The organism is Micromonospora sp. PRAS1, from assembly GCF_059553435.1.
In genome coordinates this window covers 210103-231635 of the sequence record NZ_JCANNB010000001.1, presented here as the reverse complement: position 1 = coordinate 231635, position 21533 = coordinate 210103, and the positions used below count along the sequence as shown (strand labels likewise).

17 protein-coding genes are annotated in these 21533 nt (G+C 72.0%); 7 read left to right on the top strand and 10 right to left on the bottom strand.

What is annotated here, in order from left to right; genetic code table 11:
- Nucleotides 1–42: 42 nt before the first annotated feature.
- The 4 genes from rarD to eccE all read right to left on the bottom strand — a co-directional run bounded on the left by rarD (nucleotide 43) and on the right by eccE (nucleotide 3946).
- Nucleotides 43–981, bottom strand: coding sequence for an EamA family transporter RarD (rarD, locus tag AC507J_RS01080; RefSeq protein ID WP_496287128.1), 939 nt, complete (start codon nucleotides 979–981; stop codon nucleotides 43–45).
- Nucleotides 978–1472, bottom strand: a complete 495-nt coding sequence (locus tag AC507J_RS01075) for a GNAT family N-acetyltransferase (RefSeq protein WP_496287127.1) — start codon at nucleotides 1470–1472, stop codon at nucleotides 978–980. The genes rarD and AC507J_RS01075 overlap by 4 nt, the downstream gene beginning before the upstream one ends.
- A 203-nt stretch (nucleotides 1473–1675) precedes the next feature.
- Nucleotides 1676–2062 carry a phage holin family protein gene (locus AC507J_RS01070; RefSeq protein WP_496287126.1) on the bottom strand — a complete coding sequence of 129 codons (387 nt, stop codon included), beginning with the start codon at nucleotides 2060–2062 and terminating at the stop codon, nucleotides 1676–1678.
- 54 nt (nucleotides 2063–2116) lie between these two features.
- The gene (gene eccE, locus AC507J_RS01065) at nucleotides 2117–3946 is read right to left on the bottom strand and encodes a type VII secretion protein EccE (RefSeq protein ID WP_496287125.1); all 1830 of its coding nucleotides are present in this window, start codon (nucleotides 3944–3946) and stop codon (nucleotides 2117–2119) included.
- A gap of 242 nt (nucleotides 3947–4188) precedes the next feature.
- On the opposite strand from eccE, the gene AC507J_RS01060 reads away from it, so the two are divergent.
- The gene (locus AC507J_RS01060; protein ID WP_496287124.1) at nucleotides 4189–4509 is read left to right on the top strand and encodes a WXG100 family type VII secretion target; all 321 of its coding nucleotides are present in this window, start codon (nucleotides 4189–4191) and stop codon (nucleotides 4507–4509) included.
- 25 nt (nucleotides 4510–4534) lie between these two features.
- Nucleotides 4535–4828 (top strand): WXG100 family type VII secretion target, encoded by a 294-nt coding sequence (locus tag AC507J_RS01055; protein WP_496287123.1) that lies wholly within the window; start codon nucleotides 4535–4537, stop codon nucleotides 4826–4828.
- A gap of 159 nt (nucleotides 4829–4987) precedes the next feature.
- Here AC507J_RS01055 and mycP read toward each other — a convergent pair whose 3' ends face one another.
- Entirely contained in the window at nucleotides 4988–6292 is a 1305-nt protein-coding gene (mycP, locus tag AC507J_RS01050) for a type VII secretion-associated serine protease mycosin (protein ID WP_496287122.1), read from the bottom strand.
- A 152-nt stretch (nucleotides 6293–6444) separates the two neighbouring features.
- Between mycP and AC507J_RS01045 the strand changes: the two genes are divergently transcribed.
- Nucleotides 6445–9477, top strand: coding sequence for an SseB family protein (locus AC507J_RS01045; RefSeq protein ID WP_496287121.1), 3033 nt, complete (start codon nucleotides 6445–6447; stop codon nucleotides 9475–9477).
- Nucleotides 9474–9839: a UCP033725 family protein gene (locus tag AC507J_RS01040; RefSeq protein WP_496287120.1), complete on the top strand. Its 366-nt coding sequence runs from the start codon at nucleotides 9474–9476 to the stop codon at nucleotides 9837–9839. The genes AC507J_RS01045 and AC507J_RS01040 overlap by 4 nt, the downstream gene beginning before the upstream one ends.
- Nucleotides 9840–9863: 24 nt before the next feature.
- On the opposite strand, the gene AC507J_RS01035 is transcribed toward AC507J_RS01040, so the two are convergent.
- The 3 genes from AC507J_RS01035 to acs form a co-directional block, all read right to left on the bottom strand.
- Nucleotides 9864–10796 carry an alpha/beta fold hydrolase gene (locus tag AC507J_RS01035; RefSeq protein ID WP_496287119.1) on the bottom strand — a complete coding sequence of 311 codons (933 nt, stop codon included), beginning with the start codon at nucleotides 10794–10796 and terminating at the stop codon, nucleotides 9864–9866.
- Between the two features lie 91 nt (nucleotides 10797–10887).
- Entirely contained in the window at nucleotides 10888–13293 is a 2406-nt protein-coding gene (locus AC507J_RS01030) for an immune inhibitor A domain-containing protein (RefSeq protein ID WP_496287363.1), read from the bottom strand.
- 231 nt (nucleotides 13294–13524) lie between these two features.
- Nucleotides 13525–15519 (bottom strand): acetate--CoA ligase, encoded by a 1995-nt coding sequence (gene acs / locus AC507J_RS01025; protein WP_496287118.1) that lies wholly within the window; start codon nucleotides 15517–15519, stop codon nucleotides 13525–13527.
- Nucleotides 15520–15820: 301 nt separating this feature from the next.
- Here acs and AC507J_RS01020 point away from each other — a divergent pair, with 301 nt between their 5' ends.
- Complete coding sequence (locus tag AC507J_RS01020) at nucleotides 15821–16567, top strand: Fic family protein (RefSeq protein WP_496287117.1); 747 nt, start codon at nucleotides 15821–15823, stop codon at nucleotides 16565–16567.
- Between the two features lie 93 nt (nucleotides 16568–16660).
- Here the strand turns inward: AC507J_RS01020 and AC507J_RS01015 are convergent, their stop codons facing one another.
- Nucleotides 16661–17470: an HAD family hydrolase gene (locus tag AC507J_RS01015; protein WP_496287116.1), complete on the bottom strand. Its 810-nt coding sequence runs from the start codon at nucleotides 17468–17470 to the stop codon at nucleotides 16661–16663.
- A gap of 350 nt (nucleotides 17471–17820) precedes the next feature.
- Nucleotides 17821–18582: a VHL beta domain-containing protein gene (locus tag AC507J_RS01010; RefSeq protein ID WP_496287115.1), complete on the bottom strand. Its 762-nt coding sequence runs from the start codon at nucleotides 18580–18582 to the stop codon at nucleotides 17821–17823.
- A 431-nt stretch (nucleotides 18583–19013) separates the two neighbouring features.
- On the opposite strand from AC507J_RS01010, the gene ssd reads away from it, so the two are divergent.
- Together ssd and AC507J_RS01000 are read left to right on the top strand one after the other, a co-directional pair.
- On the top strand, nucleotides 19014–20111 hold the full coding sequence (ssd, locus tag AC507J_RS01005; protein ID WP_496287114.1) for a septum site-determining protein Ssd: 1098 nt from the start codon (nucleotides 19014–19016) through the stop codon (nucleotides 20109–20111).
- Nucleotides 20108–21307, top strand: a complete 1200-nt coding sequence (locus AC507J_RS01000) for a TadA family conjugal transfer-associated ATPase (protein WP_496287113.1) — start codon at nucleotides 20108–20110, stop codon at nucleotides 21305–21307. Before ssd ends, AC507J_RS01000 begins: the two co-directional genes overlap by 4 nt.
- The last annotated feature ends 226 nt before the right edge of the window (nucleotides 21308–21533 follow it).

Here is a 21533-nt window from a genome sequence, read left to right as displayed (position 1 = left end):
GTCGTGGCGTCGCGGTGTGCCGCGTTGACGGCGCCCGCCGGGTCAGCGCGGGCTGGGCAGCGCGTCCGGAGAGGTGACGACGGCGGCGGCCAGGTGGGCGCGCCGGGTGCGCCGGGCCTGCCGCACCGCGTCGCTGGTGAAGACGATCAGCGCTACCCAGACCAGGGCGAAGCCGGCCAGGCGGGCCGGTGGCATCGGCTCGTGGAAGATCAACACGCCGCAGCCGAGCTGGAGGATCGGTGCGACGTACTGGAGCATGCCCAGGGCACTCAGCGGCAGCCGGTTGGCGGCACCGGCGAAGAGCAGCAGCGGGATGGCGGTCAACGCGCCGGCCAGCACCAGCAGCGCGGTGTGCCCGGCGGAGACGCGACCGAAGGCCACCTCGCCGGTGGTCGAGAGCCAGCCCAGGTACGCCAGCGCGGGCAGGGCCAGCACGGCCGACTCGACGAAGAGCCCCTCCGCAGCGGGCAACCCGAGCCGCTTCTTCACCAGGCTGTAGCCACCGAAGCTGAACGCCAGAGTCAGCGCGAGGTACGGCAGCCGGCCGTAGTCGATGGTCAGCACGGCCACTGCCAGCGCCCCGATGCCCAGTGCCACCCACTGCGCCCGGCGCAGTCGCTCGCGCAGCACCAGCACCCCGAGCAGGACCACCACCAGCGGGTTGATGAAGTACCCGAGCGCCGTCTCCACCACCCGGTCGGAGTTGACGCCGTAAATGTAGGTGAACCAGTTGACCCCGATCAGGGCGGCGGCGATGCCGATCCCGGCCAGCGCCCGCGGCCGGCGCCCCAGCGCCCGCAGGAAACCGATGTTGCGCATCGCCCCGAGCAGCAACGCGACGAACACCATGGACCAGACCACCCGGTGGGCCAGGATCTCCAGCGGACCGGCCGGGCGCAGCAGCTTGAAGTAGAGCGGGAAGAAGCCCCAGAGCAGGTACGCACCGAGGCCGTAGAGGTATCCGAGGCGGAGCGGTGTCACGGCTTCACGGTAAGGCCCGCGGCCGCAGGCTGATCCTTGCCGGTGAGCGGGCTCACGGCCGGAGTGCGCCGGTCAAGCTCCATCCAGTGCTCGGGTCGCACCGGCCCGAAGCCGATCTTCTCGTACACCCCGTGCGCGTCGACGGTGGCCAGCAGCAGCCGGCGTACGCCCAACTCGGCCAGGTGGTCGCGAACCGCGCCGGCCAACCAGGTGCCCAGCCCGCGACCGCGCTCGGCCCGGTCGACGTAGACGTCACAGAGGTAGCCGAAGGTGACGCCGTCGGTGATCACCCGGGCGACGGCGACCTGCCGCCCGTCACCGGGCCGGTAGACGCCGAAGCCGATCGAGCCGGCGAACGAGCGCGCCACCGTGTCGCGGTCCCGCCCCTTCGCCCAGTACGAGTCGGTGGCCAGCCAGGTGTGCACCCGGTCCAGGTCGAGCAGATCCGGGTCGGTGCTGATCGTGTAACCGTCGTCGCGCGTAGTAACCACACCGGTGACCCTAACCCAACCTCACCCGCCCCCCTCCACCCGCGCGATCATGCACCTTCGGTCGCTGATATGCACCACTTGTCCGCTTTGTTGCGACGAAGAGTGCAAGATCGGCGAGGGGATGCGTGGGGGTGGGGGAGGGGGGCGTGGGTGGTTGCCGTTCGGGGAGCGGCAACCACCTCACGGGGCGGGATGTTGCGCTGTCAGTCGCGGTCGAGGATGGCGCCGAGGATCCAGGTCACGACACCGACGAAGAGCGCGCCGAGCACGGCGGCCGGCCAGAAGCCGTCCACATCGAAGGGCAGCCCCACCTGGTCGGCGATCCAGCCGGTGAGCAGGAAGAGCAGACCGTTGACCACAAGCGCGATCAGACCCAGCGTGAGCAGGTAGAAGCCGCAGCCGACGGTCTTGATGATCGGCTGGAGCACCCCGTTGACCACGCCGAAGATGATCGCGACAAGGACCAGCGTCAGCACCGTTTCGCTTACCGACTCGGTATCCAGCGAGATGCCGGGAATGAGCAGTGTGGCCAGCCAGAAGGCCACCGCTGTGGCGCCGATCCGGATCAATAGACCTTTCATGAAACCCATGGCGGGCATGGTGCCATGGCCGACCAACGGGCGGAACCCGCGAGATCAAGGAGGTCAGGCCCGGGACGGGCGGCCGACCAACCGGGCCTCGATCGGCGTGCCGGCGAGCACCGCCCAGCGCAGGGCGCGCCGATTCACCACGGCCACCATGTCGTGCCGGATCCGGGTCAGCCACTGCGCGGACTCGCCGAGGCCCAGCGCGGCCCCGGCGACAGCCGCCTCCGCCTGACTCAACGGCTGGAGAACCGCCAGGTCGGCCCGGCCCAGCGCGTCCGCGTCGGTTGCGGTGAGCTCGTCCCGTACCAGCAGCGTGGTCTGCCACGCCACGCCCGGTCGTGGGCCGGTGGGCGGCGGCGCGTCCAGCACCACGAGCACCGGAGCCAACGGCCTCGCCGGCTCACCCGGCACCGGCCGTCCCGGCGGGATCAGTGGGATCGCCGTGCCCGGCAGACTCATCGCACGGACGAACGGTTCCCAGGCGCGCGGCCGGATGGTCTGGACGACCAGCCGGGCGCCGAGCGCCAACGCGCGCATGGCGAGCAGTTGAGCGGCGGGTAGCCCGCCGACCAGCATCACCCGCGTGCCCGTCGGCCGGAACAGCCGGACGGTCACGGCGTCCCCGTGCCGGTTGGCGCCCACCATCAGCCCGGCTGATCCGTACGGCAGCACCAGTTCCGCCGGGCCACGGATCGGGCTCGCCCCGGGGGACGCCAGCGGCAGGGTGGCCGCCAGACCGGCCAACTGCGCGCCGTCGAGCCGCTCCACCACGCCGCCGCCCGCGGCCACCACGCGGCGCAACGCCTGCGCGGCAGCGGACAGCTCCGCCGCGGTGACCGCGCTGAGGCGTACGGTCAGCCCGGTCGCCGTGGGCCGGCCGGCCTCGGCGTGCAGCGACACCGTGGTCGCGGTAGCCGGCAACGTCAGCAACTGGGGTACCAGCCGGGATGCGGCTTCCGCCGTCGGCCACCTGACCAGCCGGAAGCTGGTCTGCAACAGCCCGCCGGACCGGACGGCCTGCCAGGATTCGTGCACTCCTCGCCCGTCGTGCTGGGCGAACTCGGCGAGTATCCGCAGCGCCGGCTCCTCGCCGAGCGGCCGGACCGCCACCGGTGCCAGCCGTCGGACCAGGCGGCGCACCGTGCCGGTGAGGACGTGTCGCAGCGCCTCCTCCGGCCAGCCCTGCACCCGGGACACGCGTACGGCCAGCACCGCCTGTTCCCAGCCGGCCAGGCGTCCGTCGGTGAGCTGCCGGTACGAGGTGGCCGCCGGGCCGCCACCGATGCCGACCGCCGGGGCCGCCGCACCGGCCAGCACCAACTGGACCCGCACTACCGGAACCGGTTCGGCGCTCGCCGCCAGCAGGGACGCCGGGGACGGTAGTTGCGCTGCGCCGTCACCGAGCAGGTCGGCCGGATCACCGATCGCCAGCAGCGCCACCAGTCCATCCGAGTCGGCCAGCAGGACCGCCGGGGTACCGGCCAACTCGACGGGGCAGAGCGTGCTGCCCGGGTGCACCAGGTCGAGCAGCGCGGTCCTGCCGGCATCCGGGGTGATCGCGCGTCGACGGGCCAGATAACCCAGGCCGATGCCCAGCCACTCGTAGAGCCACCGGTGCCGGACCCGGTACCAGGCGAGGACGAGCAGCGTCGCCGCGAACAGCACCACCGCCAACGTCGGCAGCGCACCCCGGCCGAGTACGGCGACGAGCGCGGCGATCGCCACCTGGGCGGTCGCGACCTGCCCGGCCCTCGGCAGGCGGGCTGGCCGGCGATCGCCCGGACGCCACTGCGTTTCCCGGATGCGGCGCTCAGCCACCGGCGGCAGAGCGTGCGGTGGCGTGGGCGGGGCGGTTGCCGGGCGGGTCGGCGTGCCGGTCGTCGTCACCGCTCCTCCTCGCCCCGATCACCCGCCGCGACTGCGCTGCGGCACATGGTAGCGGCCTGTCCCGGGAACGCGTTGTCCACAGGGGAGTACGGAGGGGTAGCAGAAACGCGATTGCGCCGCTACCGTCAGCGACGAGTTTCTCGTTGGCCCGTCCCACGTCGCGCGCACATCCTCCGGCGTCGTGGGTGGTGCATCCCCCACCGCAGGGCCAGCCACGACCGAGGAGACGAGGTGACGTCGGGGTGTCCCAGACCCAGGCAGAGGCTGCGGTGATGCAGCAGACCGCGGTGAAGTTCGAGCAGGCGGACCAGTCGTTGCAGTCGATGCTCAGCGGATTGCTGGCCCAGCTGGAGGTCCTCCAGCAGGCCTGGCGCGGAGCGGGCGGCCGATCGTTCGCTCAGGTCAAACAGCAGTGGGCGCAGGACCAGGCCAGCCTTCAGCAGGCGCTGCGGGAGACCGCTGGCGCGATCCGGACCGCCGGCACCCACTACGACGCGTCGGACAGCGAGGCGGCCAGCCGGGTGTCCGCCACCAACCGCGGCGGCATTCAGCTGCCGCTCTAGACCACGACTGAGGGGGAGACATCCGATGGAGCACGGTGTGCTGGTCGTCAACTTCGCCGCGTTGCAGCAGGCCAGCGCGGACATCCAGCGGGCGTTGAACACGCTCGACTCACAACTTGGCCAGTTGGAGCGCGATGCCGCTCCGCTGGTGGCCTCCTGGTCCGGCGAGGCGCAGCAGGCGTACGAGCAGCGGCAGGCCCGCTGGCGCAACGCGTCGCAGGATCTCCAGACGATGCTGCGCGACATCAAGCTGGCGGTGGACGAGTCCGCAGCCGACTACCTCGACACCGAGAAGAAGAACGTCGGCCTGTTCCAGTGAGCTGACGCCGGCCGCCCCCGGCCGGCGTCAGTCCACCACCGATCGAACCGGTGACCTGGCCGGCGTACTCAGCACCGGTCTCTCAGCACCGGTCTCTCGGCGCCGGTCTGCTCTAGCGCCGGTCTGCTCTAGTGCGGGTCTGCTCAGCCCGGGTCTGCTCTAGTGCGGGTCGGCGGGACGCCAGCGGCGGCGAGCACCGGCGGGCACCACCACGGCCGCCATCGCGATGCCGGCCGCCACCAGCACACCGGCGACTGCCAGCCAGACCGCTCGCTGCCGGGCGTCGACCCGCCGGGCCTGCTGCGCGAGCAGCGCCGGATCGACCCGCTCGTCGGCGAGCGCGCCGGCCGGTCCGGCCGGCTTCGGCACGCCACTGGACTCGGTGACCGCCCGGTACGGGTTGAGCACGCCCGCGCCGTACCCGCCCTCGGGCGCCGGGTCGGTGGTCGCGACGATCCGGGCGGCGACCTCGGCGGCGGTCAGCTCCGGACGGTACTGGCGCAGCAGCGCCGCGGTGGCGGAGACGAAGGGCGCGGCATAGCTGGTCCCCTCGGCCCGGTGGTGCCCCCGACCCGGAGCCGCGATCAGCACGTCGGTGCCGGGGGCGACCAGGTCGAGATAGGAACCGGCCTGGGAGAAGTCGGCTCGCATCCCGTCCGCGCCCACAGCGCCAACCCCGAGCACCCCGTCGTACGCGGCTGGATAGGGGCGCGGGTCCCCGCTGCCGTGCAGGTTGCCGGCGGCGGCGACCACCACCACGTCCTGCGCGACCGCGTCGGCGATCGCCGCCCGTACCGCCGGATGGTCGGCGTACAGCACGACGGAAAGGTTGAGCACGTCGGCACCGTTCTCCACCGCCCAGCGGATCGCCTGGGCGAGATCGTCCGGGCCGACCGTACGCCCCGAACCCCGGCCGTCCACGACCTGCTGCTCACTGACGCGTACCGGCAGGATCCGGGCGTCCGGTGCCAACCCACGGAAGGCGATGCCGTCGCGCGGTACGGCGGCGATGATGCTCGCCACGCCGGTGCCGTGGCCGACACAGTCCAGGGTCCCGTCGCCGCCCCTGTCGAGCAGGTCGGTGCCGGTCAGCACCCGCCCGGCGAGCTGCGGGTGTCGCCGGTCCACGCCCGAGTCGACCACCGCCACGGTCACTCCCGATCCGGTCGCCAGGGGTGCCAGCCGCTGCGGGGCGTACCGCTGCTGGGGCCAGGGGACGGCGGAGACCGGCCGGACCGGAGCGGGTGGTGAGGACGCACAGTGTGGATCGCTCCGCGCGCCGACCAGTTGGAGCGGCCCGCTGGCCTGAATCGGCCCGCTGAGCTGGGGGGTCGGCGCGCTGAGCTGGGTCGGCGCGCTGGGCTGAATCGGCCCGCTGAGCTGGGTCGGCGCGCTGGGCGTCGGGCCGGCCAGTAGGGCGGCGGCCAGACCCACGAGAAGCAGGCGAGCACTGCACCGGGACATCGACCGCCTCCGTATCGTGGCGACACCGAAACGGGATGTTATCTGCTCCCGGCTCACCTGGCGTGCCGCCGCCGGGGTGGCATTGTGATCTTGGGGTCACCTTGTAGGTTGTAACCGATACCTATGGCCTTTGCCCGGGAGGAGGGGTGGCCGTGACCGACTGGGAGCCGGCCACCGAGGCTGAGGCGGCAATGCGGGACGCGCTGCGCAGCAACGACCAGCAGCTTTACTTTCGCATCCTGTCCCGCGTCGAGCTGCTGTTGCCGATCTCGGCCCAGACGCCGGCGGGTCACGCACCGGCGGGTTGGGGCACCTGGACCACCGGTGGTCGCACCCACGTACTGGCCTTCACCTCCATCGAGGCGATCCGGGCCTGTCTCGGTGACCACGTCGGGCCCAACCGCCGCATCGGCTACCCGGAGCTGGCGGCGAACTGGCCGAATCACGAATGGTGGCTGGCGGTCAATCCGGGCCTGCCCATCGAGGGCTACCTGCCCGCCTGGTACGTCTCGCAACTGTCCCGTGGCGACGTGCGGCTGCCCGGCCGGACGGTGGGTGCCCGTGCCCGGCTGGAACGCGTCGAGGCGCTGAACCGGTCGCGTGAGACCGGTCCGGCGGCCACCGCCGCACCGGCCACCCCGACCCGACGCCAGGCCGACGTGGGCCCGAACCTCGCGCCGCCGCCGGTGGTTCCCGCAGCCTTCAACCTTCCCGAGGTGCCGGTGGCACCGAGTACGCTCGCCGCCCCCCACCGAGGGCGTCCCGCTGGCCCGCCACCGGGGCAGCCGGGCGGCGGCCGGCTCGCTCCGGACGGCCCGCACCCGGCCGAAGGTGGCCGTCCGGCTACGTTCGGTGGCGACCGGCCGGAGGCCAAGGGAGCGGCTCGACCTGCCGGCATGGGCACGCCGTTCGGGGGCGTGCGGCCGGAGAGCCCCGGCAGCCCGCCGCCGCGTCGACCGATGCCGCTGCGTAACGAGGAGGCCGGCGCTCCGGAGCGGGGCTGGCCGGCAGCACCCGAACAACCCGGGCCGCCGACCAACGGTCGTCCCGCTGAGCCCGGCGTCGATCAACCGGTCCGACGGTCGTTCTTCGAACCGGCGGCCGGAAGGCCGGCCCCGCGTAGCGACCGGCTTGCTGATCGGGCCACCCCGCCGTCCCGATTCGGCCGAGGTGGGCAGCCGTTTCCACGACGCGGGCCGGCCGCCAAGCCGCCCGGCGCGGGTGAGCCGCGGGCCTTCGTCTTCACCGACGACGACCGACCTGGCAACGACCTGTCTGGCAACGACCGGCCCGAGAATGCGGCGCGGCCGGGCCCGGGCGGGGAAGCGACTCAGCCGCTGCCGTCGCAGGCCGGTTCGGCGTCGGACCCGACCCGCCCGCTGGGGCTGGCCGGCTGGACGCCCTCGCCGAATGTGGACCACCCTGACGCGGAGGCGACCCAGGCACTGCCGCGCCGCCGGCCGACAGAGGACGTGGAGGAAGCGCCACCGTCGATCGCGGAGCCGGTCTCCGGCCCGCCCGCGACGCGGCGCGGTTTCACGCCGATCGTCATCGAGGGCACCATCATCGAGGCCCGGGACCTGAGCACGGCACCGACCACGGAGGAGCGCAGCCAGCCGGCCGCCGGAGAGAGCCGGGCGGGTCAGCCCGAGGTTGACCGGCCGCTGGACCCGCCACCGGCCGGTACGCTGCCCGCCGACGCGGCGAGCGGCGACCCCGGCCGGCCGGCACCCGGGCGCGCCGGTTTCCTGTCGCCGACCGACCTGCTCACCGGGGCCGAACGGACCACGCCCGACCCGCGGGTCGAGCCGGAGCCGACCGTGCCGATCAAGCCCGCGCCGACGGTCGGTGCGCAGGCAGAGCCGACCGTGTCGATCTCACCGGCGGCACCGGAAACGCCGGCCGGGGTGCGGGCGGAGCCGACGGTGCCGGTCGCGTCCGAGTCGACGGTGTCGATCCCGCCGGTAGCGTCCGAGCCGACGGTGTCGATCCCGCCGGTAGCGTCCGAGCCGACGGTGTCGATCCCGCCGGTAGCGTCCGAGCCGACGGTGCCGATCTCGCCGGTCGCGCCCGTGCCGACGGCGGATGTGCGAGCTGAGCCGACGGTACCGATCTCGCCGGTGGCGCCCGGACCGGCCACCGCCGGGCAGGCGGAGCCCACCGTACCGACTCAGCCGGTGGTGGCGGCGGAGCAGACGGTCGTCGTCGTTCCCGATTTCCAGCCGGCCAACGAGGTGGAAGAGGAACTACTCAGCGCGGCGGACGCCGGCAACACCGACACGTTCCTGTCCACACTGCTGCTGGCCCGGGTCCTGATGCCGGTGGCCGCCGACTCCGCGCCGGGCAGCCGGCCCGGCGAGCCGGGGTTCGTCTGGCCGGCCGTGCAGCTGGACGGCCAGACCTTCGTCCTGGGCTACACCTCGCCGCAGCGTTTCGCCGACCACACCGACCCGGCCGCCGACACGGTCCAGGTTCGCTTCGTCCAGCTGATCCGCCAATGGCCCGACCCGTCGTGGTCGTTCGCTGTCAATCCCGGTACGCCGGTCGGGGCGAAGCTGCCCGGTGAGCAGATCGTCGGGCTGGCGAACTGGGCGACCGAGCTGGGTCTGGGCGACGATCCCGAGAGCGAGCCCGAGCCGAGCGCCGAGCCGCCCGCGCCGGCAAGCGGTCAACGGAAGTCCACAGCCTCCGCCGACCCGGCGCGGCCGATCGTGATGCAGAAGGCGATCGCGCCGAGCCAGCTCGGCTACTACCTGGAACGGGGCTACGACCGGGTCTCCGGTTTCGTACACCGGGCGACCGAGTTGGCCCACCTCACCACCCCGGCCCAGCTGTACCGCGCGCTCGGCCTGAACCACTCCGAATCACCGTTCGCCCCCGACGCCGACGAGATCTACGTGCTGCGCTGGCCCGCGTACCGGCCGAGCCTCTACCGGATCCCGTACGGCGGGCAGAACGAGGCCGCCATGCGGGCCATGGAGGGCTGGGTCATCGAGCGCCCACCGTTCCGGGGCAACGGCTTCGCGCCCGGCGAGAGCAGCGACGTGCTGGCCGAGTTCAAGGTGGACAGCGTCCGGCTGCCGCACAACGCCCAGCTGCTGCGCCTCGGCGCGGACGGGACGGAACGCCTGGTCGCCGTCCTCGACGTGGACACCGTCTCCTGGCAACGGGTCGGTGAGCAGTGATGCGCGACGGCTACGTGGCCCGTTGGCAGGGCCGGGAGTACCCGGCCAGCCCGGACGGCGGTGAGACCCGGCTCTACCGGTCGGAGCCGGGCGACGGTTTCGTCGAGGTGCGACCCGGCCGGTACGTGCGGGTCGTCCCGACCGCCGAGATCGAGGAACTGGCGTACGTGCGGACGACCTGCACCTGGCAGGGCCAGCCGTTCATCGTGCTCGGCGAGCACGAGGGCTGGCTACGGGTCGAGTACACCGGTGGCCGCTGGCCGGTCGCCCAGGCGATGCGCCTGGAGGCCTTCGACTTCGGCGTCTACCAGGGCTGGGCACCCGTCACCGAGGTCACCGACCTGCGCGAGCAGCGGGTCTGAATCCTGCGTCATCGCCGGCCGGGTTCACGACTTCGCCCAGCGCAGCACCTCGCCCAACACCAGCTCCGGCGCCTCCAGGTGCGGAAAGTGCGCGACGTCGTCGAGCAGCCGCCACTCGTACGCGGCACTGACGTAGCGACCCGAGCCCTGGGCGGTACGCGGCAGGGACGCCTCGTCCAGCGCGCCGTGCAGTTGCAGGGTGGGTGTGATCAGCGGGCGCTGCATCAACTTGACGAACCGGTAGCCGTGTAGCCGCAGCACCGACCGGAACGCCCACCGGTAGCCCTCCAGCGCGCAGAACGCCGCCTGCGGGATCCGGATGGCTTCCCGGTAGCGCTGCGCGTATCCGGCGAAGTCCGGGCTGGCGACCCAGCGCGGGCCGCCCCAGCGGCGCAGGATCTCCTCCACCGCCCGGCCCTCGTCCCGGGTGAGGACGTGCTCGTAGCGGGGCAACTGGAACTTCAACGTGGGCGTGGCGGCGGCGAACTGGCCGCGCGGATCGGCGAAGATCGCCGCGCGTAGTCGCAGCGGGTGCGGGGCGCCGAGCACCACCAGCCGGCGTACCAGCGTGGGGTGGAACGATGCCACGGTCCAGGCGATCAGGCCGCCGGCGCCGGTGCCGACCACTGTCGCCGACCGCTCACCCAGGGCCCGGATCATCCCGGCCACGTCGGCGGCGAGGGTGTAACCGTCGTACCCCCGGGGTGGTTTGTCGCTGGCACCGTAGCCGCGCAGGTCGACGGCGACGGCGCGGAAGCCGGCGTCGGCGACTGCGGGAAGCAGCTGATGCCAGGCCCACCAGTGCTCGGGGAAGCCGTGCAGGAAGAGCACCATCGGCCCGGTGCCGGCCTCCACGACGTGGAACCGGCTGCCGTTGGCGCCGACGAACCGGTGCGTCCACGGCCCCTCGGTGAGGACACAGGACTCGTCGACGGCACCGCCGCGCTGCTCGGTCATGACCGACAGCCTATGACCCCGGTGCTGCTCGCCCGGCGCGCGATGCCCCGGGCAGGTCACCTGCCCGGGGCATCGTCGGTCGCTCAGCGGCTCAGGAGAACCGGACCGTTGTGTAAATGCCGTTCTGCTTCATCACCTGGATCTTGGTGCCGGTGGCCGGGAGCTTGACGCCGTGGTTCGGCAGTTCCGGGAACCAGTACTGCTTGGTGTCGTCGAAGAGCGGCTGTGCGGCCTGACCGCGGATGTACTGCGGCTGGCTGTTCAGGTGCAGCGTGAACGAGTCCGCCTTCTTGAGGCTGAACGGCGCGTCGTAGACCTGGATCCGGGCCCGCCAGGGCTGGCCGGTCAGGTTGTAGATCGGCCGGGGGCGCGAGTCGATGATCAGGTTCCGGCCCTCGCCCGGGTGCGCGAACGTGTCATTGTCCGCCCACCGGGTGTTCCAGTACGAGATCAGCAGACCCTCCTGGTACGGGTAGTGGTCCACGTAGTCCGGCTTGCTGTCGGCGTACCCGAAGAAGTACGGGCCGGTCTTGAGGTACTTGTCGTACGAGATGTACTGCCGGGTGCCCGCGATGTAGTAGTTCGCGAAGCTGCGGGTGTAGCTCTCCTCGACCACCTCGAAGCCGCCAGCCAGCGTCCAGCCCGCCCCGCCGTCCTCGGCACCGTCGGTAAAGACGGTCTCGCCGTCGGCGGTCAGGGTGATCGCGTCACCGAAGAAGCCGCCCTCGGAGACCGCGCCGTCGGTCTGGTAGCGCAGCCGGAAGCCGACCTGGTTGCCGACCACCGCGTCCAGCGGGATCACGATGTCCACCCACTCGTCGTCCGAGCTGCCGTCCAGCGCGTACCGGCCGGGAGAGATCTCCTTCAACGGCTTGCCGTCGACCGTGCCGGGCTGCGGCGTCCAGGTCTGCCCACCGTCGGTCGAGGTCTCGAAGAAGAGGTAGTCGTACTCCTCCTCGATGCTGTAGCGGCCCTTGAGCGACAGCGCCGCCGACGACTTCCCGGCCAGGTCGAACGTCCGGGTCAGGGTGCTGTTCAGGTCGTCGGCGTTGCCGGAGAAGAACTGCCTGCCGCCCTCGAACGGCGCGCCGTTGTCGAAGGTGTACTCCCGTTCGGGCAGCACCACCACGGCGGCCTGGGCCTCCTTGGTGTTGTACTCCTGCGGTCCGAGGACCAGGGTGCGCTTCTGCCCGGCCACGATCACCTCGTAGTCGAGCCAGCCGAGCTGGAGCTTGTTCCAGGCGCCCAGGTCGCCACCGCGCTCGCCGATGCCGCCGTCGTTCTTGGCGCCGAGCCGGCTCTGGGCCATCAGGGTCCAGTGCTCGTTGTTGTTGTCGCCGCCGCTGATCACGTTGTAGTCGTCCGGCAGGCCGAGGTCGTGGGCGTACTCGTGGTAGAAGACGCTGCGCCCGCCGTTCTCCGGCTGGATGGTGTAGTCGCCGATCCAGACGCCGGTGTCACCGATCTGGGTACCGCCGGCCGGGAAGTTCGTCGGGCCGGTACGCCCCTGGTCGGAGGCGTACGCGTACCAGCGGTGGCTCCAGATGGCGTCCTCGCCGTAGATCGGGTCACCGTCGGCCATGTCACCACCGGCGTGCACGATCTGGAAGTGGTCGATGTAGCCGTCCGGCTCGTTGAAGTCACCGTCGCCGTCGTGGTCGTACCGGTCCCACTGGTCCATCGCCCGCACGTCGGCGGCGATCTCCTCGTCGGTACGGCCGGCGGCCTGCTGGCCGGCGACCCACTTGTTGGCCGCGTCCCGCACCAGCGCCCAGACGTTGGAGCAGACGATGTCGCCGCACGGGTAGCCGTTGGAGCGACCGTACCGGGCCTGGTTGTAGTCGACAGTCACCCAGTTGGTGACCACGCCGTCGACGCTGTAGCGGCCCGAGGACTGGGCCTCGTAGTACTGCTTCACCGATTCGTCGCCGGGCCCGGTGCCGAAGTAGAGCTTCCGGTAGTGCTCGGCGTCGTAGTCCGGCTGCCAGACGGTGGAGTTGTCCACCCGCCGGTCCGGCTCCGGAATCTCGTTGTGCAACGGCCCGTCGAACCGCGCCGGGCCGGGAACATCCGGGTCGGTGTCCTGGTCGGGGTAGTCCGGGTGCCGCTCGTCGCCGAACTCGGCGAGGATGACGAAGATCTGGTCGGTCCGTTCCCTGGACAGCTCGACGTACTGCCTCTCGGTGGGACCCTTGCCGCCCTTGGTGGTCTTGGCGTCGCGACCGGCCTTGCCGCCACGGACGGCCCGGTCACCGACCTTGACCACCGTGCTGCCGTTGATCCGCTCCGGCTTCGCGCGGCCCGAGAGCACCTCGCTCAGGCCCTCCTGACGCAGGGCGCGACGCTTCTCCTCCAGCGGGTTCGGCAGGTCGTGTTCGGCGTGGGCGGGCTCGGCGACCGACGGGGCGGCAGCCGGCGGCTCCGCCATCGGCGCGGCGGCGGCGGATGCGCCGACCGTCAGACCTGTCGCCGTCAACGAGAGCCCGAGCAGACCCACTGCGACTTTCCGCACGTGGTACCTCCGGATCGAGGGAACCGGCCCATCGGGGGTTGTGGACCGGTGAAATGGCCTCCGCAAATGGGGCCACTGGTGAACCTAGGCACTAGTGAGGCTGGTGGGAAGGGGTCCGCGTCGATTTGGTGCTGGTTTGTTTCCGGACCCGCCAGCCGACACGGCGACGGGTGACGGTCCGTGCGGACCGTCACCCGTCGGGTCGTACGCCTGCCGTCAGTCCTCGTCGGACTTGCCGCCACCCATGCCGGAAGCGATCAGCTCCATCACGGAGGAGTCCTGCAACGTGGTCACGTCACCAAGCGAACGGTTCTCCGCCACGTCCCGCAGCAGCCGACGCATGATCTTGCCCGACCGGGTCTTCGGCAGCTCCGGCACTAGCATGATCTGCCGGGGCTTCGCGATCGGCCCGAGCGTCTTCGCGACGTGCGCGCGCAGGTCCGCGATTAGCTGCTCGCCGGCCTCGCCGGAGATGTCGGCCGTGCCGCGCGGGATGGCGAACGCGACGATCGCCTGGCCGGTGGTCGGATCGGTGGCACCGACCACCGCCGCCTCGGCCACCGACGGATGCGAGACCAACGCCGACTCCACCTCGGTGGTGGAGATGTTGTGCCCCGACACCAGCATCACGTCGTCCACCCGGCCGAGCAGCCAGATGTGCCCGTCGTCGTCCTTCTTCGCCCCGTCACCGGCGAAGTAGATCCACGGGTCGTCGGCGTTGCCGCTCGCGCCCGAGCCGAACCGGGACCAGTACGTCTCGATGAACCGGTTGTCGTCACCCCAGATGGTGCGCAGCATCGACGGCCACGGCTCGCGCAGCACCAGGTAGCCCCCGCCACCGTTCGGCACCGACTGGCCCTGGTCGTCGACCACGTCGGCGACGATGCCGGGCAGCGGCGTCATCGCCGAACCGGGCTTGGCGGCGGTCACCCCCGGCAGCGGCGAGATCATCATGCTGCCGGTCTCGGTCTGCCACCAGGTGTCCACGATCGGCAGTTCGCCCCGCCCGACGTGCTGCCGGTACCAGATCCACGCCTCCGGGTTGATCGGCTCACCGACGCTGCCGAGCAGCCGCAACGAGGAGAGGTCGAAGCCGGCGGGAATGTCCTCGCCCCACTTCATCATCGTCCGGATCAGGGTCGGGGCGGTGTAGAGGATGGTGACCCGGTACTTGTCGACGATCTCCCAGAACCGTCCCTTGTGCGGGGTGTCCGGGGTGCCCTCGTACATCACCTGGGTCACGCCGTTGGCCAGCGGGCCGTAGACGATGTAGGAGTGGCCGGTCACCCAGCCGATGTCGGCGGTGCACCAGTAGACGTCGGTCTCCGGCTTCAGGTCGAAGACCGCGTACGACGTGTATGCCGCCTGGGTCAGGTAGCCGCCGGTGGTGTGCAGGATGCCCTTCGGGCGGGCCGTGGTGCCGCTGGTGTAGAGGATGAAGAGCGGGTGCTCGGCGTCGAACGCCTCGGCGGTGTGCTCGGTCGACGCCGGCTCCACCGTCTCGTGCCACCAGTGGTCCTTCGCCGACCAGGCAACCTCCTCGCCGGTGCGGCGGACCACCAGGACGTGCTCGACCGACGGGCAGCTCGCCACCGCCTCGTCCACCGTCGGCTTCAACGCGGACGGCTTGCCGCGCCGGTAACCACCGTCGGCGGTGATCACCACCTTGGCCGAGGCGTCCTGGATCCGGTTGGTGAGCGACTCGGCCGAGAAACCGCCGAAGACCACGCTATGGGTGGCGCCGATCCGGGCGCAGGCCAGCATCGCGACCGCCGCCTCCGGGATCATCGGCAGGTAGATCGCCACCCGGTCGCCGGCGACCACCCCCAGGTCGGTGAGCGCGTTCGCCGCCTGACAGGTCAGCTGGTGCAGCTCGGCGTAGGTGATGGTGCGGGTGTCGCCGGGCTCGCCCTCCCAGTGGATCGCCACCTTGTCGCCCCGGCCGGCCTCGACGTGCCGGTCGAGACAGTTGTACGCCACGTTCAGCTGCCCACCGACGAACCACTTCGCGAACGGCGGATTCGACCAGTCCAGCACCTGGTCCCACTGCTTCGCCCAACTCAGTCGCCCGGCCTGACTCTCCCAGAAGGCCAGCCGGTCGGTCTCGGCCTCGGCGTACGCGTCGGCGGTGACGTTGGCGGCGGCGGCGAGTTCGGCCGGCGGCGGGAACTGGCGCGTCTCGTTCAGCAGATTGGCCAATGCCTCGCTCATGCCGTGATCTCCTCGTCGCTCGGGGGTGACCTGCGTCTCCTCCGGGCAGGTTAGCCGGGGCGAACGACCGAGGCGACCGAACCCTCCCGCCCCCGTCGCCCAACGGCCCCTCCCGAGCGCCAAGATGTAAGGAAGGGCACCTTATTAACGCCTCGTGTAGAGGAAGGGCCCCTTATTAACACCGCACGGCGGCTGCCAGCGCGCGTCCAGCGGCTGCCGGCACACGTCGGAGATGGTGGGGTGTGTCGCGTCGCCGGTGACTCGTGCTCGGGCCGGGCGGTACGGTCGCTAGCGTGACAGGGTGACGACCGACCCGCTCGCGCCCCTGCTCGCGCTCGCCGACGTCGCCGACGCCGTCGAGCAGGCCCGTACCCGCTTCGACCAGGCCCTCGGCCACCGCGCGCTGCGCCGGCACGGAGGTCAGGTCGCCGCCGAGGTGAGCCTGCGGTCCGCGGTGGCCAGCGCCGCCCTGGAAGGCCGCGTCCACGAGCGGGAGGCGGTACGCGCCGGCACCGTCACCGAGCCCGTGCTGCAAGGCGCCCTGCGGGTCGCCGGTGCGCTGCCCGGGTTGAGCGATCTCTGGCCGAAGGCACCCCGGCAGGCGTTGGCGAAACTACACGTACTCGCCGCCCGGGACCTGGTCGCCGAGGCCGAACTGGGCCGGCCGGTCGACGATCCGGTGGTCGCCTCCCGGCTGGACGGCCTGGCCCAGCTGGCGGCCGGCGGCACGAAGGTCGCCCCGCTGGTGCTGGCCGCCGTCGTACACGGGGAGTTGCTTAACCTGCGCCCGTTCGCCGGACCCTCCGGCGTGGTGGCCCGGGGCGCGGCCCGCCTGGTCCTGCTCTCCAGCGGGTTCGACCCGCGTGGGTTGCTCGCCGTCGATGTCGGCCACCGCGAGCGGGAACCGGAGTACGTGGGTGCGGCCGGCGCCTTCGCCACCGGCACCCCGGACGGCCTGCGCTCCTGGCTACGCCACTACATGGCCGCCATCGAGGTGGGTGCCGACCAGCTCAGGCTGATCGGCGACGAGGTGCTGGCCACCAGCTGACGGTCTGCGGCGGCGGCCGACGGGCCAGTCCGGCGGCGTGGCTCAGGCCGGGGCGTCGCCGCTAAGGCTGCCCGGGTAGCGCTGGCGGGAGGGTCAGGCCGGGGTGGCGCTGGCGCGGACCTGGCGGCGGTGCCGGCCGTACCAGGCGATGCCGATCGCCACGCCGACGCCCACCCCGAGCGCCGCTGCGGCGACCGGGACGGCGGGCCGTTCCCGTAGCCGCCGACCCAGCGGGATCGGGTGCCGGAACTCCAGCACCGGCCAGGCGTTCTCCATGGCCAACCGGCGCAGCTGCCGGTCCGGGTTGACCACCGTCGGGTGCCCCACGCACTCCAGCAACGGCCGATCACTGTACGAGTCGGAGTACGCATACGAGTCGGCTAGGTCGTACCCGCGCTCGGCGGCGAGCTCGCTTACCGCCTCGACCTTGCTCGGGCCGGCCGCGTAGAACTCGACCTCGCCGTTGTACCGACCGTCCAGCACACCCATCCGGGTGGCGATCACGTCGGTGATGCCGAGCAGGGCACCAATCGGCCGCACCATCTCCTCGCCCGAGGCGGAGACCAGCACGACGTCCCGGCCGGCCGCCTGGTGCTCCTCGATCAGGGCGGCAGCCTCGGCGTACACGTAAGGGTTGATCAGCTCGTGCAGCGTCTCCGCGACGATCTGACGGACCTGCTCCACCTGCCACCCCTTACAGAGCGTGGCAAGGTAGTCCCGGGTCCGGGCCATGGTCTGCTCGTCGGTGCCGCCCAGCCGGAACATCAGCTGCGCGTACGCCGACTTGACCACGTCACGCCGAGTGATCAGGCCGTCCCGGTAGAACGGCCTGCCGAACGCCAAGGCGCTCGACTTGGCAATGACGGTCTTGTCGAGATCGAAGAAAACGGCACTTCGGCCCACGGCGCGAAAGTCTAGCCCGATGGTCTATCGTCGGCGGGTGCCCGGGGGCCGAAGACCGCTTGGACCTGCGGCCCGGCCCACACTGCGCCTGCGAAGAGTGACTGCGGTCACACTCTCCGAACCGGAATTCGCAGGGAGTGGAGGCTACACCACTCGACGTACACAGGTCTGCTCAGGCAGACTTGTCCGTAAGACGAGCACTCATATCCCGGACAACCCCCGCAGGCCCTCGGCGGTTGCACCCCCCGTGACCGCTGAGCGGGTTCGGCTCGACCCCCCCGGAGCCGAACCCCCGACGACCCCCGTCTCCCCCCGACGGGGGTCGTCCCTTTCCCATAGGAACGCTTCGTTCAGCGGATCTCGGCGCGGGCCGGGGTGGGGGTCGGTTCGAAGCAGACGAGCGCTTGACCTCGACCGTTCGTCACCACCCAGGGGTGGCCGACGTACGTGTGCTGCCGGTGGGTCTGCCCCGGCTGGATGACCGCGTACTGGCGGCGCCGGCCCTGGTGGTCGATCCAGTACAGGATCACCGGGCGGGACCTGAGGTTGACGAACTCGATGCTGGTCTCCGCGCCACCGCCGACCGAACGTAGGTCGCGCTCGCGCCGGGGTGGCAGCGGTGCCAGTTGCGGCGGCTGGGCGGGTCGGGTGGTCGGGGGTGCCTTTACCGGTTTCGACGGTGACGGCGTCGGGCGGGCGCTTGGCGTACTCGGCTTGGGCGCGGGGGTGGTCCGGGACGGCGACGGTGCTGCCGACGGGGAACGCGCCGGCGCGGAGATCTGGCCGGGGCGCTCCGGGCGGGAGGAGGAGACGCCGCCGACCGACGACGCGGCGGACGGCGAGGCCGTCGCACCACCGGGGGAGGACTTGTCGGGCTCCGGCGTCAGACCGACGGGCGAAGAGCCCAGCCAACCGGCCGGCCCGTCCGCGCCGACTACCGGCGGCGGTTCCGTCGCCGGCCAGAGCATTGTGAGTATGAGACCGAGTACGGCGGCGGCGACGCCGGCCAGCATCAACCGGTGCGAGGTACGGCCGTCGCCGTGACGGGCCGGCTCGTCGGTGGCGACCGAAGGCGGGCGTACGGCGGAGGGTGGTGTCTGCGACTGGCTCACGCGGACGACCGGAGCCGCCGGTAGCGCTGGTTGTGCCGGAGCCGCAGGCAGCGCCGGCCGGGGTGGCGGCATGCTGGCGTGCGGATTGGACAGCCACGGACCGATCCGGAGCTGTGGCTCGGTGCGGGCATGGTCGTGCTGGGGATCGTGCTCGGGTGAGTGCTTCATGACCTCGATCCGGCGAGGGTTGCCGTTCCGCCGACGGCACAGGACGTCGATTATGCGTGTTGCGTGTCACATTGCGCTATGCCTGGTAGGGACCGAAATCAACCTCGATGGACGAGGACCGTCCATAGCAGATCAACAGGCGTTGCGGGCGTTGTCCACAACTGCCTCGGTTATCCACAGATCAGCGATGTGGGGCGGCGTCGGCGGCGACTCCGGCGGCAGGGTTCGGCTCAGCGAACCCGCGCCGACCGTTGGAGGCCGCGATGCCATCCCGTACCTCCGTCCCGCCACACCGGCGACCACCATTGGTCGTCACGGCCGACGGTGACCTGCTCGACGACCTGCTCCGGCTCGCCGCCGCCGGAGGCGTCGAGGTGGAGGTCGCCGCCGACCCGGCAGCCGCCCGCACCCGCTGGCAACCCGCTCCGCTGGTGCTCGTCGGCAGCGACCAGGCGCAGCCCTGCCTGCGGGCGCGGCTGCCCCGGCGGTCCCGGCTGGTGCTGGTCGGGCGGGCCAGCGATATGGAACCCGGGTGGCAGGTCGCCGACCTGCTCGGCGCCGAGCACGTCGCCATTCTGCCGGCCGCCGAGCCCTGGCTGGTCGACCAGTTCGCCGAATGTGTGGTCGACGGCGCGGCAACGGCCCGGGTCGTCGCCGTGCTGGGCGGTCGGGGCGGTGCCGGGGCGAGCATCCTGGCCGGCGGGCTCGCCGTCACCGCCGCCCGGGCCCGGCTGCGTACGCTCCTGCTCGATGCCGACCCGCTCGGTGGCGGTCTCGACCTGGTGCTCGGCTGGGAGCAGCTGGAGGGGCTGCGGTGGCCGGCCCTGACCGGTGCCGACGGGCGGGTAGACGCCCCGGCCCTGGTCCGGGCGCTGCCCAGCCGAGGCGACCTGGTGGTCCTCTCCTGGGACCGTGGCGATCTGCTCGCCGTACCAGCCGAGGCGATGGCGGCCACTCTGGACGCCGCCCGGCGTGGCCGGGAGTTCGTGGTGGTCGACCTGCCCCGGCAGCTGGACGACGCGGCCGTCACCGCGCTCCAGGCGGCCGACCGGGTCTTCGTGGTGGTGCCGGCCGAACTGCGGGCGACCGCTGCGGCGGCCCGGGTGGTCGCGACCGCCGCACCACACTGTCATGACCTCTCGGTCATCGTCCGGGGCCCGGCACCTGGGCGGCTGCGCGCGGCCGAGGTGGGCCGGGCCCTCGGCCTGCCGGTGGCCGGCACCCTGCGCCCGGAGCCGGCGCTCTGCCGTGGGCTGGAGCGCGGCGAGGCGCCGGCCGCCAGCGGGCGGGGCCCACTCGCCGAGCTCTGCCAGCGGATCGTCGCCGAGCTGACCGGTCAGGCTTCGGCCGGTGCCGCATGACCGGGGAGACGCTCGCCGCCCGCGTGCGGCAACGCATGGCCGCCGCCGCGACGCCGGTCACCCCGGCCGCGATCGTCTCCGCGGTACGCGCGGAGTCCGAAGCCGCCGTCCTCGGCGACACCGCCCTGCTGCGCATGGCCGACCAGGTACGCGACGACCTGGTGGGTGCCGGTCCGCTCGCCCCGCTGCTCGTGGACCCCGAGGTGACCGACGTGCTGGTAAACGGAAACCGGGTCTGGGTCGATCGCGGGCAGGGACTTCATCAGGTCCCGGTACCCGTCGGCACCGTGGACGACGTCCGCCGGCTCGCGCAACGACTCACCGCCGGCGCCGGTCGCCGCCTGGACGACGGATCACCGTACGCGGACGCACGACTCGCCGACGGTACGCGCCTGCACGCCGTACTGCCTCCGGTGGCGACCGACGGGCCGTACCTGTCGTTGCGTACCTTCCGGCAACGTCCCTTCACCCTGGACGAGTTGGTCGCGCAGGGTGCCGTGGCTCGGCCGGTCGCACCGGTGCTCGCTGCGGTGGTCGCGGCCCGGCTCGCGTACCTGGTGATCGGCGGCACCGGTTCCGGCAAGACGACCCTGCTGAACACGCTGCTCGGGATGGTGCCGGCGACCGAACGGATCGTGCTGGTCGAGGATGCCGCCGAACTGCGCCCGGTGCATCCGCACGTGGTCGGTTTGCAGGCACGCACGGTAAACGTCGAGGGCTCGGGTGCGGTCGGTCTGAGCGAGCTGGTCCGGCAGGCGTTGCGGATGCGTCCCGACCGGTTGGTGGTGGGCGAGTGCCGAGGCGGGGAGGTGGTGGATCTCCTCGCCGCCCTCAACACGGGTCACGACGGTGGTGCCGGGACGCTGCACGCCAATGCTCCGTCGGACGTACCGGCCCGACTGGAGGCGCTCGGCATGCTCGGCGGGCTGCCGCGTCCGGCGCTGCACGCGCAACTTGCCTCGGCCCTCCAGGTGGTGTTCCACATTCGCCGTACGCCACAGGGACGGATGCTGGAGTCGATCTGCCTGCTGCTGCCGGAAGGTCCGGAACGGCTGGTCACGACGGTTCCCGCCTGGATCCGAGGCCGTGGGATCGGCCTGGCGGCGCGGGCCCTCGGCACCCTGATCCGAAACCGGGACGTTCCGGTGCCACCGATCCTCTGCGAACCCTGGCCGGAATCGGGGAGCCCGGCATGAGCGGCGGGTACTGGTGGGCACTGGCTTCGCTGGGGCTGCTGGTCATCGCGGCGTGGCCGGTCCGCAACTGGCTGGTGGCGAGATCCGGTCGACGCGCCGTCGAGGATCCCCTCGTCGACTGGGTCGTCGCGTTGCGCGTAGCCGAGGCGCCGGCGGAGACACCCGAACCCCACCTATCGGCTGCCTGCGTCGCCCAAGGCCGATCCGGCCCGCGTACGCCGATGAT

Excerpts from the sequence above, each read along its gene's own strand:
- AC507J_RS01070 (WP_496287126.1), bottom strand. The coding sequence starts at position 2,062 with ATGGGTTTCATGAAAGGTCTATTGATCCGGATCGGCGCCACAGCGGTG.
- AC507J_RS01000 (WP_496287113.1), top strand. The coding sequence starts at position 20,108 with ATGACCGGGGAGACGCTCGCCGCCCGCGTGCGGCAACGCATGGCCGCC.
- AC507J_RS01035 (WP_496287119.1), bottom strand. The coding sequence starts at position 10,796 with ATGACCGAGCAGCGCGGCGGTGCCGTCGACGAGTCCTGTGTCCTCACC.
- acs (WP_496287118.1), bottom strand. The coding sequence starts at position 15,519 with ATGAGCGAGGCATTGGCCAATCTGCTGAACGAGACGCGCCAGTTCCCG.
- mycP (WP_496287122.1), bottom strand. The coding sequence starts at position 6,292 with ATGTCCCGGTGCAGTGCTCGCCTGCTTCTCGTGGGTCTGGCCGCCGCC.
- AC507J_RS01055 (WP_496287123.1), top strand. The coding sequence starts at position 4,535 with ATGGAGCACGGTGTGCTGGTCGTCAACTTCGCCGCGTTGCAGCAGGCC.
- ssd (WP_496287114.1), top strand. The coding sequence starts at position 19,014 with ATGCCATCCCGTACCTCCGTCCCGCCACACCGGCGACCACCATTGGTC.